The organism is Kitasatospora sp. NPDC051705 (assembly GCF_044453265.1).
In the GTDB taxonomy this organism is placed as follows: Bacteria; Actinomycetota; Actinomycetes; order Streptomycetales; family Streptomycetaceae; genus Kitasatospora.
The window spans coordinates 220,982-234,982 of sequence record NZ_JBITCO010000004.1 but is presented as its reverse complement, the minus strand read 5'-3'; the positions used below and the strand labels follow the sequence as shown (position 1 = coordinate 234,982).

Below are 14,001 nucleotides of genomic sequence, written 5' to 3'. Positions count from 1 at the left end.
GCAGGACCGTCAGTTGTCCTGGGTGTTCAGCTGGAAGTACCAGACGGCGACCGGGTTGTCCGAGTTCTTGTCGCCCTCGACGACGGTGACCAGGGTCTTGCCGGAGGCGTTCAGCAGCTTGGCGGCCTGCTGGGAGCCGGAGTAGGTCGCGCCCTTGGCGTACGAGAACAGGCTGTAGCGCCCGCCCTGGCCCTGCGAGCCGCCGTTGGTGAAGGCCCACCAGCCGCGGTCGGCCACGTTCGGGGAGACGCCGACGCCCACGTTGTCGCTGACCACGACGTCGGAGGTCGGCAGGGTGCCGTCCTTGAGGGCCTGGGTGGCCTTGTCCTGGCACTCCTGCTGCAGGTCCTCGGTGATCGGGCTGCCGCCGTTGAAGCAGAGCGGGTCCGCGGCGATCGAGGAGTTGCCGACCGTGATGGTCGCGCGGTGGGAGCTGTGCTCGGTCTGGTCGCTCGCGATGGCGACGGAGGTGCCGACCGTGGCGACACCGACCACGACGACGGCGCCGAGGGCGGCGATGACACGGGTATTGAGGCTCATGCGTCAGAATCTACCGGGCTTCGCCGATCACGCTACGCGGGGGTCGGCCACCGCGTGTTGCCCGGAGCCCGGTCACGCCACCCGGGGTGCCGCCGGGCGCCGGCGCAGGCCCACCCGGAAGAGCGAGTGGACCGTCCACAGCAGCATCAGGCCGACCACCCCGGCGGCCACCGACAGCCCCAGCGTCCCGTTCAGCGGCAGCACGATGCCGACCGCGCCGCCCGCCACCCAGGACAGCTGCAGGACCGTCTCCGAACGGGCGAAGGCCGAGGTCCGCACCGCCTCCGGGACGTCCCGCTGGATCAGCGCGTCCAGCGCCAGCTTGCCCAGCGAGGCCGCCACCCCGGCGACGCCGGCGACCAGGATCACCGTCACCGCGCCGTACCAGAGCGCGGCCGCCGCGGTGGCGCAGGTCGCCAGCAGCAGCATCGCGGTGACCGTCGCCTCCGGGCCGCGGGTGCGCAGCCAGGAGCCCAGCACCGAGCCCAGCGCGTTGCCCGTCCCCGCGGCGAGCGCCACCAGGCCGAGCGCCAGCGTCGGCTGCAGGCCGCCGATCGGCTCGTCCCGCAGCAGGAACGCCAGGAACATCACCAGGAAGCCGACCAGCCAGCGCAGCGCCGACATCGCCCGCAGCGCCAGGATCACCGACGGGCCGACCGTGCGCAGCGAGGCCTTCGGGGCCTTGGCTCCCGGCCGGGCGTGCTCGCCGTGGACCTCGGCGTGCAGGACGGCCCGCTGCTCGCCCTTCGCCGAGTCCACCTCGTGCGGCAGGTGGAAGGCCATCAGGGTGCCGATCACGAAGACCAGGAAGGCCCCGCGCAGCGGCCAGCCCGGCCCGATCAGGTGCAGCAGGCCGCCCACTCCGGCGGCCACCCCGGTGGCCAGCAGCCCGGCCAGGGTGACCCGGGAGTTCGCCTTCACGAGCGACAGCTGCTTCGGCAGCAGCCGGGGCACCACGACGCTGCGCACCACCCCGTAGGCCTTGGACGCCACCAGCACGCCCAGGGCCTCCGGGTACAGCGCCAGGCCGCCGCCCGCGATCACCCCCGCCATCGTCCAGGCCAGCACCGCCCGGGCCAGCATCGACATCGCCATCGCCGCCCGGCGGCCGTGCGGCAGCCGGTCCAGCAGCGGGCCGATCACCGGGGCGAGGATTGCGAACGGGGCCATCGTGATCAGCAGGTAGAGCGCGACCCGGCCGCGGGCCTCGCCGGTCGGCACGGAGAAGAAGATGGTCGAGGCCAGCGCGATGGTGATCAGCATGTCGCCGAAGGAGTTCAGCGCGTGCAGCTCGATCAGCTTCGCCAGGCCGGACTCGCCGGCGCCCTCGGCGGAGGTCGCCTTGCGGATCCGGCGGCCGGTGCCGTGCACCACCCGGCCGGTGCGCGCGCCGGCCGCGGAGGCGGTGCGGACCAGCAGGTTGCGGTGCGGCTCGGCGGCCTCCTCGGCGAGGTCCTCGTCGAGGGCGGTGAGGTGCCGGGTGTGCACCGCCGTGTCGTCCGCGTCGTCCGCGGGGTGTCCGGCGGGCCCGTCGCCCCGGCCGGGGCCGGGGTCGGGAGCGGTCTTCAGGAGGCTCACGACGGCGGTGGGCGGCGCGGGACGGCCCCCCGGCTGCGGTTCGCCCGCAGCGAGGACCTGGGGCTGCTGTCGCGGCACGGCGGTCGCCTCGTCGGGGCTGCCGGCCTGCGAGGCGCGCAGTGGGTGCTGCGACGGGTTCTCGTCCGCCACATTGCCCATCCTGCCCCAGAATCGCCGTGGTGACGCGGGATTCGACCCCGTTCGGCGCGGCCCGGCACGCTCTCCGGAACGGCCGGTACCGCCCCGGACTGTGCCGCGGCACCGACCGACGGGTAGCCTGCCCAGGGTCCGGTCATCGGGCGCCAGGGCCCCTGCAGGCCCGGACGGGCGGCGCGGCCGGTACCCGCGGCGGCCTCCGGTCGCGCAGAATGGACGAGGGACTACCGAGCCGCGACGGGACAGGCAACACGCCGTGGGCGACAGAAGAACTGGGAGAGAATCGACGCCGTGAGTGCTGCGATGCGAAGCCGTACCCCCGACCGGCTCTGTGCCGACGCCGTCGAACTCGCCCGTCAGGCAGCCGAGGAGGCCGTCGGACCGGAGACCGTCGGGCCGCACCTCGGTGCCCAGGCGGACGCCGAGCGCGTCGTCACCCACACCTTCGAGTGCCTCGACGCGGCCTACCGCGGCTGGCACTGGGCGGTGACCGTCGCCCGCGCCCCGCGCGCCAAGAACGTCACGCTCGACGAGGTCGTGCTGCTGCCCGGCCCCGATGCCGTCCTCGCCCCCGAGTGGGTGCCGTGGAGCGAGCGGCTGCGCCCCGGCGACATGGGCCCCGGCGACCTGCTGCCGACCGGCGCCGACGACGCCCGTCTGGAGCCCGGCTGGAGCGGCGAGGACGAGCCCGCGCCGAACTCCGCGGTCGTCCTGGCGGCCGAGGAGGACCTGGTCGTCACCGACCCGGGCATCCAGCCCGCGCCGGCCCGCGCGCAGATCAACTCCGTCGCCGAGGAGCTCGGCATGGGCCGCAGCCGGGTGCTCTCCCGGCTCGGGCTGCACCTGGCCGCCGACCGCTGGGAGAAGGCCCACGGCCCGCAGACCCCGATGGCGCAGGCCGCGCCCGCCGCGTGCGGCAGCTGCGGCTTCCTGATCCCGATCGGCGGCTCGCTCGGTCAGGCCTTCGGCGTGTGCGGCAACGAGTTCGGCCCGGCCGACGGCCAGATCGTCTCCTTCGCCTACGGCTGCGGCGGGCACTCCGAGGCGGCCGTCATCCCGGCCCCGCCGGCGCCGTCCGAGCTGATCCTGGACGAGCTGGTGGTCGAGCCGCTGCAGCTGCACCCGGACCGGGCCTCCGGCTCGGTCGAGCCGGACGCCCCGGCGGAGGAGCTCGGGCACTCCTGAGCACGCGGTCCGCGGCCCGCCCCACCGAACCGGTGGGGCGGGCCGCTCCGTTTCCGGAGGTGGGAGGCCCGCGGGCCGGACCGGGCGGCGCGGGCGGGGGCGCGGTCCGGAGCAGGGGGCGCGGCGGGGGAGAATGCCCCCCGTACGAAGTACAGGGCGGCGGAAGGCGGCGGGTCCAGTGGAACCTCGGATCATCGGCAGCGGCACGGACGAGCACCTCGCGGACCCCTTCGGGAGCGCCGCGCTGCGCCGACGGGTGCTGGACGCCTGGGCCGCCTCGCCGGCCCGGTTCCGGGAGGACGCCAACGCCGAGGAGGAGCTCGCCCTCGGCGGCTACCGCGACCGCCTGGTCGTCGAGTTGGCGCAGAACGCCGCCGACGCGGCGGTCCGGGCCGGGCGCGGTCCCGGCCGGCTGCGGCTCACCCTCGCGGACGGCGTGCTGGCCGCCGCGAACACCGGGGCCCCGCTGGACGCGGCCGCCGTCGAGTCGCTGTCCACCCTGCGCGCCTCCTCCAAGCGCGGCGAGGCACCCGCCGTCGGCCGGTTCGGCGTCGGCTTCGCCGCCGTCCTCGCCGTCACCGACGAGCCGGCCGTGCTCGGTGCCGCCGGCGGGGTGCGCTGGTCGCTCGGCGAGGCCCGCTCGCTGGCCGACGCGCAGCCCGCGCTGGCCGACGAACTGCGCCGCCGGGACGGCCACGTCCCGCTGCTGCGGCTGCCGTTCGCGGCCGAGGGCCCGGCCCCGGACGGCTACGACACGGTGGTGGTCCTGCCGCTGCGCGACGCCGCCGCCGAGGACCTGACCCGCCGTCTGCTGGCCGGCGTCGACGACGCCCTGCTGCTGACCCTGCCCGGCCTCGCCGAGGTCGTCGTGGAGACCCCGGAGGGCACCCGGACGCTCACCCGGGCCGCCGCCGAGCCGCGCCCCGACGGCGTCACCGAGGTCACCGTCACCGACGACGCGGGCGGCCGGCTGCGGCAGACCGTCTGGCAGACCGCCGGCGCCACCGGGACCCTGGCCCCCGAACTGCTCGCCGACCGCCCGACGGAGGAGCGCGCCCGCCCGTACTGGACGGTCACCTGGGCCGTGCCGGTCGCCGCGGACGGCACCCCGCAGCCGCCCGGCATCGCCGCGGTGCTGCACGCCCCGACCCCCAGCGACGAGCCGATCGGCCTGCCCGCGCTGCTCATCGCCTCCTACCCGCTGGACTCCACCCGCCGGCACGTGGCCGCCGGCCCGCTCGCCGACTTCCTCACCGAGCGCGCCGCCGACAGCTACGCCGACCTGCTGCGGGCCCGCGGCGCCGACCTCGGCTCGCTGGGACTCGTCCCCGGGCCGCTCGGCCGGGGCGCGCTCGACAGCGCGCTGCGGGCGGCCGTCCTCGCCCGGCTGCCCGGCACCCCGTTCCTGCCCCACCCGGCCCCGGTGGAGGAGGGCACGCCCGCGCTGCGGCCGCGGGACGCCACCCTGCTGGAGGGCGCCGACGGCTCGGTGGTCGAGGCGCTCGCGCCGATCTTCCCCGGGCTGCTGCCGGCCGGCCTGGAGCGCCGCACCGAGCTGCGGGTGCTGAACGTGCGCCGGGTGCCGCTCGCCGACGTGGTCGACCAGCTCGGCGGCCTCGACCGCGAGCCCGCCTGGTGGCGCAACCTGTACGCGGCGCTGGGCGCGGCCGACCCGGAGGCGCTCGGCGCGCTGCCCGTGCCGCTCGCCGACGGCCGCACCGTCACCGGCCCCCGGAGGGTCCTGCTGCCCTCGGAGGACGCGGACTGGGCGGCCTTCCCCGGCTACCCCGAGTCGCTGGCCGGCGCGCTCGCCGCCCTCGACCTGCGGCTGGCCCACCCGGAGGCCGCCCACCCGCTGCTGGCCCGGCTCGGCGCCGGCACCGCCACCCCGGCCGGTGTCCTCGACACCCCCGAGGTGCGCGCCGCCGTCGCCCGCTCGCACGACCTGGCCGAGGACGACCCGGACGCCGCCGCGGACCTCGCCGACGCCGTCCTGGCGCTGGTCAGGGCCGCCGCCCCGGCCCCCGGCGAGCACCCCTGGCTGGCCCGGCTGGCCCTGCTCGACGACGAGGGCGAGCCCGCCCGGGCCGGTGAACTCGTCCTGCCCGGAAGCCCGTTCGCCGCCCTCGCCCGGGAGGAGGACGCCGGCTGGGTGGACGACGAGCTGCTGGACCGGTGGGGCCCGGAGGTGCTGACCGCCGTCGGCGTGCTGGCCGACTTCGTGCTGGTCCGCGCCGAGGACGTGGTGCTCGACCCGGACGACCTGGAGCGCCTCGACCCCACCGCCCCCGCCGACCGCGCGGCCGGCGGCCACCCCACCGGACTGCTCGACGAGGCGCCCGACGGCCTGGCCGAGTGGGCCGAGGAGGTGCTGGAGACCCTGCACGCCGACGACGCGGTGGGCGTGCCGCCGGTGGCCGCCGAACTGCTGGCCGTGCGCGACCTCGACCTGGTCGACGACGACGCGTGGCCCGAGGCGCTCGCCGCCCTCGCCCGCCCGCCGTACCGGGACGCCGTGGTCAACCCCGTCCGCACCCTGCTGCCCGACGGCTCCTACGCCGACCTGCCGCCCTACACCGCCTGGTGGCTGCGCGACCACCCGGTGCTCGACGGACGCGAGCCCGCCGGGCTGCGCGCCGCGGGGGCCGACCCGCTGCTGCGCGGCCTCTACGACGAGGCCCGCACCACGCTGGACGAGCAGTTCCTGCACGCGCTGGGCGTGCGCACCACGCTGGCGGCGCTGCTGGCCGAGCCGCACGGCCCCGACGAGGTGCTGGACCGGCTCACCGACCCGGCGTCCGAGATCGGGCACCGCCAACTGCACGGCGTGCACAGTGCGCTGGCCCGGGTCGACGCGGAGCGGATCGAACCGCTGGACGTGGTGCGGGCGCTGCCACCGCTGGACCGGGACACCGGCCGCCGCCCGGCCCACACGGTGATCGTCGACGCCACCGAGGCGGTCGTCGCGGACGCCCCCGACCTGGTCCAGCTGCTGCACGGCTACCCGCTGCTGCCGGTCGCCCCGGCGCTCGCCGCCGACCTGGCCGAGCGGCTGCACGTCTCGCTCGCCAGCGAGGTGGCCGGCGGGCGGGTGCTCTCGGAGGGGACGCTGCACCGGGTGCCCGCGGTGGTGCGGGAGCTGCTCCCCGGCTGCCCGGTCGCCTACGAGGAGCACGAGGAGCTGCTGGTGGTCGGGCCGGACGGCGCCGAGGCCGCGGTGGACTGGCGCTGGGACACCGGGGCGGACGCGCCGGAGGCGCCGTACGACCCGGACACGGCCGAGGCCGCCGACGAGGACGACGAGTTCGAGCTCCCGCCGGTGCCCGGACTGCTGCACGCGGCCACCCCGGAGGGCCTGGCGGCCGGGCTGGCCTGGTCGGTCGGGCAGTGGCACCGCCGCTTCGAGGTGCTGGCCGCGCTCAGCGAGCCGGACCGGGCCTACGAGCTGTCGGCGGCGCGGGACTTCGAGGGCTGACCGGGCCGAACGGGCTGACCGGACTGACCGGGCGGGGCCGGCTGAGCAGGCGGGGCGGCCGCCCGGTCCGGTCCGGTCCCGGTCGTGGGGCGGGCCGGTCCGGCCCCGCGCCGGTCAGTCGTCCGCCCGGCGCTGCACGAAGTGCCAGGTGATCTCCAGGAGCACCCCGCAGACCAGGGCGACGCCGACGCCGATCCACGGGTCCCGGGTGCCGACCAGGGAGAGCTGGAAGAAGTCCGACAGCCAGGGCACCAGCAGGACCAGGGCGAAGGCGCCGCCCATGCAGCCGATCAGCAGCAGCCGCCACCAGTTGTACGGGCGGGCGACGATGGCGAGCACCCAGAGGGCGATCAGGAAGAGCGTCAGGGTGGCCACGCTGGTGTCGGCCTTGAGGTCGGTGGCGTGGTCGGCACGGGCCAGCGAGTAGGCGACGAAGGTGCCCGTCCCGGCGATGACGCCGCCGGGGACGGCGAGCCTGAGCACGCGCCGGACGAAGCCGGTGCGGGCCCGTTCGTTGTTGGGTGCGAGGGCGAGGAAGAAGGCCGGCACACCGATGGTGAGCGTGGAGAGCACGGTGGAGTGCCGGGGCAGGAACGGGTACGGCGAGTGGGTGAAGATCACCAGCAGCGCCAGCAGCACCGAGTAGACCGTCTTGACCAGGAACAGGCCGGCGACCCGCTCGATGTTGCCGATCACCCGGCGGCCCTCGGCGACCACCGAGGGCAGGGTGGCGAAGGAGTCGTTCAGCAGCACGATCTGGGCGACGGCCCGGGTGGCGTCGCTGCCGGTGCCCATGGCCACGCCGATGTCGGCGTCCTTGAGCGCGAGCACGTCGTTGACGCCGTCGCCGGTCATCGCCACGGTGTGGCCGCGGGACTGCAGGGCGCCGACCAGCTGGCGCTTCTGCTGCGGGGTGACCCGGCCGAAGACGGTGGTCCGCTCGGCGGTGTCCGCGAGGGCCTCCGGCTCGGTGGGCAGGGTCCGGGCGTCCAGCGGGTGGTCGGCGCCGGGCAGGCCGAGGTGGGCGGCGACCGCGCCGACCGCGACGGCCGCGTCGCCGGAGATGACCTTGGCCTGGACCCGCTGGCCCTCGAAGTAGCGCAGGGTGTCGGCCGCGTCGTGGCGCAGCCGCTGCTGGAGCACCACCAGGGCGAGCGGGACGAGCCCGGCCGCCGGGTCCGGGGAGTCGAGCGGGGCCGGTGAGCGGCCGAGCAGCAGCACCCGCAGGCCCCTGGCCCCGAGCTCGTCGACCTCGGCGAGCGCGGGGTGCCCGGCGGGCAGCAGGACGTCCGGGGCGCCGAGCAGCCAGCTGGCCTCGCCGCCGTGCGGTTCCAGCAGCTGCACGCCGCTCCACTTGCGGGCGGAGGAGAACGGCATCGCCTCGATCACCCGCCAGCCGTCCCCCCGGCCGTCGTCGCCGCGCCCGTAGGCGTCGATGACGGCCTGCATGGAGGGGTTGGGGCGGGCGTCGGCGCCGGCCATCACGCCGAGCGCGTGCTCGACGGCGGCCGGGGCGGGCGTTCCGGGAGCGCCGTCGGAGAGGATCCGCAGGTCGACGACGTCCATGCCGCCCTCGGTGAGGGTGCCGGTCTTGTCGAGGCAGACGGTGTCCACCCGGGCCAGGCCCTCGATCGCGGGGAGCTCCTGGACCAGGCACTGCTTGCGGCCGAGCCGGACCACGCCGATCGCGAAGGCGACCGAGGTCAGCAGGACGAGGCCCTCGGGGACCATCGGGACGATGCCGGCCACCATCCGGCGCACCGCCTCGCGCCAGTCGCGGCCCTCGACGGCCAGCTGGCTGATGATCAGACCGATGGCGGTGGGGATCAGCAGGTAGGTGATGAACCGCAGGATGCTGTCGATGCCGCTGCGCAGCTCCGACTTGACCAGGGTGAACCGGCTGGCCTCCTCGGCGAGCTGTGCGGCGTACGCCTCGCGGCCGACCTTGGTGGCGGTGAACGCGCCCGCCCCGGCCACCACGAAGCTGCCGGACATCACCTGGTCGCCGGGCTGCTTGAGGACCGGGTCGGGCTCGCCGGTGAGCAGCGACTCGTCGATCTCCAGGCCGTCCGCCTCGGTGACCTCGCCGTCGACGATGACCTTGTCGCCGATGCCCAGCAGCACGGTGTCGTCGAGCACGATCCCGCCGACGGCGATCTGCTCGACGGCGCCGTCGCGGCGCACCTGGGGGCGGGCCTCGCCGATCAGGGCCAGGCTGTCCAGGGTCTTCTTCGCGCGCAGCTCCTGGACGATGCCGATCGCCGTGTTGGCGACGATGACCAGGCCGAACAGACCGTCCTGGATCGGACCGACGACCAGGATGATCCCGAACATCACGCCGATGATCGCGTTGAAGCGGGTGAAGACGTTCGCCCGGACGATCTCCTTGGTGGAGCGGCTGGACCGGACGGGAACGTCGTTGACCTGGCCCCGCGCGACGCGCTCGGCGACCTCGGCGGCGGTCAGGCCGCCGCGTCGGCCGGGCAGCAGGCCGAGCGGGTGCGCACCGTCGGGGCGGGCGCCGTCCGCGGGCTGCTCTTCCGAGGAGTGGGCAGGCTGCGTCATGGCACCGACTCTACGGGTGCCTTATGTCCGATGCGTGCTACTAAAGGACTATTCAGTCCGACTGGGTGGCCGGGTCCTGGCCGCCGTCCCCGCCCGCCCCCGCGGCGGCCGCGGCGGCGCGGTCGCGGGCGATCGCGTCCCGGCGGGCGCGGCAGTACCAGAGGCCGATCAGGCCGAGCAGGCCCCCGGACAGGCAGATCCACGGCCAGGTGCCGTGGCCGTGGTCGGAGAGGGTGCCCTGGAAGGGGACGAGGGCCAGGAAGGCGACGAACCACAGCACCGTGCCACCGCCGACGATGGCGACGTCGTTGGCCTCCAGCGGAGGGGGCGAGGGGTGCAGCGGCGTCTTGGGCATGGGGCCTAGCGTACGGTGCGGCGGGTGGTCGGCCGCCCCGGGACGGGGAGCCGCTCGCCGGGCGGTCGGCGGATCCGTGCCCGGCACCCGCCGGATCCGTGCCGGGCGCTCGCCGGATCCGTGCCGCGCGCACCGGATTCCCGGCGGCCGGCGCGCCGGATCTCCGCGGATTCCTGCCCCAAGTGTCGTTCTACGCGCGAAGATAGCGCGTGTGCGATCGGGAAACCATACTTGAAGTTCCGCGCCCGGCCACCGTCGCCACGGGCGTTCTCCCCCTCCTCAGCTCCCCCACAGAGGACGCACGCATGCCTGTGGTCCAGCCGGCCACCGAGTCGCCCGACCCCTCCTCCAGCAAGCCGAATCCCCCCACCGGCGTCCTGGACCGCTTCTTCCGGATCAGCGAGCGCGGCTCCACCCTGCCGCGGGAGATCCGCGGCGGCGTGGCCACCTTCTTCACCATGGCCTACATCCTGGTGCTCAACCCGATCATCCTGGCCAGCGCCACGGACATGACCGGGGCCCACCTGGACAGCGCCCAGCTGGTCACCGCCACCGCCCTCACCGCCGCCCTCACCACCCTGCTGATGGGCGTGATCGGCAACGTCCCGATCGGACTGGCCGCCGGCCTCGGCGTCAACACCATCGTGGCGCTCCAGCTCGCCCCCAGGATGACCTGGCCGGACGCCATGGGCATGGTCGTGCTGGCCGGCTTCGCGATCATGCTGCTGGTCGCCACCGGTCTGCGCGAGCGGGTCATGAACGCGGTGCCGCTCGGCCTGCGCAAGGCCATCGCGATCGGCATCGGCCTGTTCATCACCCTCGTCGGGCTGGTCGACTCCGGCTTCGTCAGCCGCATCCCGGACGCCGCGCACACCACCGTCCCGCTGCAGCTCGGCGCCACCGGCCACCTGCTCGGCTGGCCGGTGCTGGTCTTCGTGTTCGGCCTGGTGCTCACCCTGGTGCTGGTCGTCCGCAAGGTGCCCGGCGCGATCCTGATCAGCATCGTCGCGAGCACCGTGCTCGCCGTGGTGATCGACAAGTTCGCGGACGTCCCGGCGCTCAGCTGGGGCCTGACCGTCCCGGCCTGGCCCGGCAACCCGGTCGCCGCCCCGGACTTCGGCCTGGTCGGCCAGGTCAGCCTGTTCGGAGGCTTCGGCAAGGTCGGCGTGCTGACCGGCGTGCTGTTCGTCTTCACCGTGCTGATGTCCTGCTTCTTCGACGCGATGGGCACCATCCTCGGCGTCGCCGACGAGGCGCACCTGCTCGACGAGAAGGGCGACCTGCCGGGCATCAACCGGATCCTGATGGTCGACGGCATCGCCACCGCGGCCGGCGGCGCCACCTCCTCCTCCGCCAACACCTGCTTCGTCGAGTCCACCGCCGGAGTCGGCGAGGGCGCCCGCACCGGCTTCGCCTCGATCGTCACCGGCCTGCTGTTCGCGGTGGCGCTCTTCCTCACCCCGCTCGCCACCATGGTCCCGGCCCAGGCCGCCACCCCGGCCCTGGTCACCGTCGGCTTCCTGATCCTGGCGAACTCCGTCCAGGAGATCGACTGGGCGGACTACACCATCGCGATCCCGGCCTTCCTGACCATCGTGATGATGCCCTTCACCTACTCGATCACCAACGGCATCGGCTTCGGGTTCATCGCCTTCTGCATCCTGCGGCTGGCGGCCGGCCGGGGCCGCAGCGTGCCCGTCCCGATGTACGCGGTCGCGGCGGTGTTCGCCTTCTACTACCTGATGCCGGCGCTCGGCCTGCTCTGACGGCTCCGGTACGCCCGCGGCCCCGTGCTCCCCGTGGAGCGCGGGGCCGTTCGATATCGCGAAGGCGCCGCGGCTGATATCGTTTTTCTGTTGTCGCCCCAGGGAGGAACGGCCATGACGCGTACGGTGATCGACCTCGACGACGACCTCCTGGCCGAGGCGCAGCGCCTGTTCGGCACGACCACCAAGGTCGCCACGGTCAATGCGGCGCTGCTGGAGGCCGTGAAGCTGGCCCGCCGGATAGAGCTCGCCGACGCCATCGCCAGTGGGGAGTTCGACCTCCTCGCCGAGCCGGGCGAGTCGGCTGCGGCGTGACCCGGGAGCGCTACCTGATCGACAAGTCGGCCCTGGCACGCTGGGGGAAGCCGACGGTGCGGCCGGTTCTCGACGACCTCTCGCAGCGCGCGCTCCTGGCGGTCAGCGCGGCGGTCGAGATGGAGGTGCTGCACAGCGCCCGGAGCGCGGCGGAGGCGGACCGGCTGAGCCACCTGCTCAGGGGTTTCGACTACCTGCCGTGCACCGACGAGGTCTGGGACCGGGCGAAGGACGTCCAGCGTCGTGCGCTGTTCCGGGGCCACCACCGCGCCCTGTCGATGGCCGACATGCTGATCGCCGCCACGGCCGAGCGGCACGGGGTCACGGTGCTGCACTACGACGGCGACTACGACATGATCGCGTCGATCACCGGGCAGCCCGCTCGCTGGGTCGTGCCGGCCGGATCCGCCGACTGACTTCCCGCCGGGGCGGGTGGCCGGGTCAGTGCACGCAGAACTCGTTGCCCTCGATGTCGGCCATGACCGTCCAGGCGCCGCCCGGTTCCTCGACGTCGCGCAGGACGGTGGCGCCGAGCGCGCTCAGACGGGCGACGGTGGACGCGCGCTCGCCCTGGCCCGGGTGGACGTCGAGGTGGAGGCGGTTCTTGCCCTGCTTGGGCTCGGGGACGGCCTGGAAGAGCACGCGGCGGCCGAGACCGGTGCCGGTCGCGGGGTCGTACGGGTCGTCGGGGTGGCGGACGGCGGCGAGGGAGCGCCAGGCGGGGTGGCCGTCGACCTCGGTGACGGCGTCCGGGGCGACGGCCCCGGCGTCGAGCAGCCGGGTGATCAGGGCGGTGTGCTCCTCGAGGGCGTAGTCGAGGGCGGCGGCCCAGAAGGCGGCGAGCCGGTTCGGGTCGGCGCAGTCGATGACGAGCTTCCAGTGCAGCGGCATGTAACCGGTTCTACCGGTGTCGCGGGGTGCGGGCAACGACCGGCTCGCACAATGTCAAAAAGGCGACTGTTGAGGGCAGTTGGCGGTGGGAATACTGCCTGGACGGACACGGGGAGGGGACGCGACCGATGGTGCAACAGGATCCGCCCGGGGGGGACGAGGCGAAGCTGCTGCCGGACCTGTTCTGGACGGCGGACAAGGCTTCGCTGGACGGCCAGCGCGAGACGCTGCGCTGGTACCGCGGACTGATCGCGATGCTGGTGATCGCGGCCGTGATCGGCTCGTTCCCCGGCCCGGACCACAAGGGCGACAGCGACATCACGCCACTGTTCTCGGTGGCCGCCTTCCTGATCGCCGGCTACTTCTGGTCGCGGCTGCGCCGCGGCAACCCGCAGGGGCGGTGGTACGAGGCCAGGGCGGCGGCCGAGTCGGTCAAGACGCTGGCCTGGAAGTACACCGTCCGGGCCCGGCCGTTCGACGGCGGGGCGGACTCCGCGGACGTCGACCGCGGCTACCTGCTCCAGCTCGAGGACGTGCTGCGGGCCTTCGAGGACCCGGAGATCGTGCCGCCCGGCACCGTCCCGGAGATCACCGAGGAGATGCGGCGGGTGCGGGCCGGGAGCCTGACCGCCCGCCGCACGCTCTACCTGCGCACCCGGGTGGAGGGGCAGCGCACCTGGTACCGCGCCCGGGCCGAGGCGTGCGAGACGCAGGCGGTGTCCTGGGGGCTGGGCATCGCCGCGCTGATCATCATCGGTGCGGCGGCGGCCATCGCCCAGGCGACCGGAGCCCTCCAGGTGCACGTGTTCGGGGCCAGTTCGGCCGCGGCGGCCGCCGTCATCGCCTGGACGCAGCTCAAGCAGCTGCGCCCGCTGGCCGCCGCCTACCAGCTGGCCGCGCGCGAGCTGGAGAACGTCGGCAACCAGCTCTCCGACCTCGACCTGCGGGCGCCGGACGCCGAGGCGCGCTGGGCCCGGCTGGCCGCCGAGGCGGAGGACGCGGTGTCCCGCGAGCACACCACCTGGCGGGCCCGCCGGGCGTTCCCGAGGTAGCCGGGAGGCTTCAACTCGGGGGAGGGGCTGGGGAGATCCGGCGAAGCAGGGACCATCCCGGGGGCACAGGTGTGCGGGGTGCGTGAGGGTCGGGCGGGGAGCCGCGGAACGTAATCATTACGT

11 protein-coding genes are annotated in these 14,001 nt (G+C 74.9%); 6 read left to right on the top strand and 5 right to left on the bottom strand.

The annotated features are described in order from the left end of the window. Positions 1-9: 9 nt before the first annotated feature. Positions 10-540, bottom strand: coding sequence for a hypothetical protein (locus ACIA8Q_RS07600; protein WP_360212592.1), 531 nt, complete (start codon positions 538-540; stop codon positions 10-12). A gap of 72 nt (positions 541-612) precedes the next feature. Then, positions 613-1,959 (bottom strand): MFS transporter, encoded by a 1,347-nt coding sequence (locus ACIA8Q_RS07595; RefSeq protein ID WP_387901038.1) that lies wholly within the window; start codon positions 1,957-1,959, stop codon positions 613-615. A 618-nt stretch (positions 1,960-2,577) separates the two neighbouring features. On the opposite strand from ACIA8Q_RS07595, the gene ACIA8Q_RS07590 reads away from it, so the two are divergent. Continuing rightward, positions 2,578-3,459 (top strand): DUF3027 domain-containing protein, encoded by an 882-nt coding sequence (locus ACIA8Q_RS07590; protein ID WP_360212590.1) that lies wholly within the window; start codon positions 2,578-2,580, stop codon positions 3,457-3,459. 178 nt (positions 3,460-3,637) lie between these two features. Beyond that, positions 3,638-6,934 (top strand): sacsin N-terminal ATP-binding-like domain-containing protein, encoded by a 3,297-nt coding sequence (locus ACIA8Q_RS07585; protein WP_360212588.1) that lies wholly within the window; start codon positions 3,638-3,640, stop codon positions 6,932-6,934. A gap of 114 nt (positions 6,935-7,048) precedes the next feature. On the opposite strand, the gene ACIA8Q_RS07580 is transcribed toward ACIA8Q_RS07585, so the two are convergent. Both ACIA8Q_RS07580 and ACIA8Q_RS07575 read right to left on the bottom strand, forming a co-directional pair. Further along, on the bottom strand, positions 7,049-9,499 hold the full coding sequence (locus ACIA8Q_RS07580; protein ID WP_360212586.1) for an HAD-IC family P-type ATPase: 2,451 nt from the start codon (positions 9,497-9,499) through the stop codon (positions 7,049-7,051). Between the two features lie 52 nt (positions 9,500-9,551). Next, the gene (locus tag ACIA8Q_RS07575) at positions 9,552-9,854 is read right to left on the bottom strand and encodes a DUF2530 domain-containing protein (protein WP_360212584.1); all 303 of its coding nucleotides are present in this window, start codon (positions 9,852-9,854) and stop codon (positions 9,552-9,554) included. Between the two features lie 305 nt (positions 9,855-10,159). Here ACIA8Q_RS07575 and ACIA8Q_RS07570 point away from each other — a divergent pair, with 305 nt between their 5' ends. The 3 genes from ACIA8Q_RS07570 to ACIA8Q_RS07560 all read left to right on the top strand — a co-directional run bounded on the left by ACIA8Q_RS07570 (position 10,160) and on the right by ACIA8Q_RS07560 (position 12,351). Further along, positions 10,160-11,620: an NCS2 family permease gene (locus ACIA8Q_RS07570; RefSeq protein WP_360212582.1), complete on the top strand. Its 1,461-nt coding sequence runs from the start codon at positions 10,160-10,162 to the stop codon at positions 11,618-11,620. A 114-nt stretch (positions 11,621-11,734) separates the two neighbouring features. After that, complete coding sequence (locus tag ACIA8Q_RS07565; RefSeq protein ID WP_360212580.1) at positions 11,735-11,935, top strand: type II toxin-antitoxin system VapB family antitoxin; 201 nt, start codon at positions 11,735-11,737, stop codon at positions 11,933-11,935. Continuing rightward, positions 11,932-12,351 carry a PIN domain nuclease gene (locus ACIA8Q_RS07560; RefSeq protein WP_360212578.1) on the top strand — a complete coding sequence of 140 codons (420 nt, stop codon included), beginning with the start codon at positions 11,932-11,934 and terminating at the stop codon, positions 12,349-12,351. The genes ACIA8Q_RS07565 and ACIA8Q_RS07560 overlap by 4 nt, the downstream gene beginning before the upstream one ends. Positions 12,352-12,376: 25 nt before the next feature. Here ACIA8Q_RS07560 and ACIA8Q_RS07555 read toward each other — a convergent pair whose 3' ends face one another. Further along, the gene (locus ACIA8Q_RS07555) at positions 12,377-12,826 is read right to left on the bottom strand and encodes a VOC family protein (RefSeq protein ID WP_360212576.1); all 450 of its coding nucleotides are present in this window, start codon (positions 12,824-12,826) and stop codon (positions 12,377-12,379) included. A 128-nt stretch (positions 12,827-12,954) separates the two neighbouring features. Between ACIA8Q_RS07555 and ACIA8Q_RS07550 the strand changes: the two genes are divergently transcribed. After that, positions 12,955-13,878, top strand: a complete 924-nt coding sequence (locus ACIA8Q_RS07550; RefSeq protein WP_396316883.1) for a DUF4231 domain-containing protein — start codon at positions 12,955-12,957, stop codon at positions 13,876-13,878. The last annotated feature ends 123 nt before the right edge of the window (positions 13,879-14,001 follow it).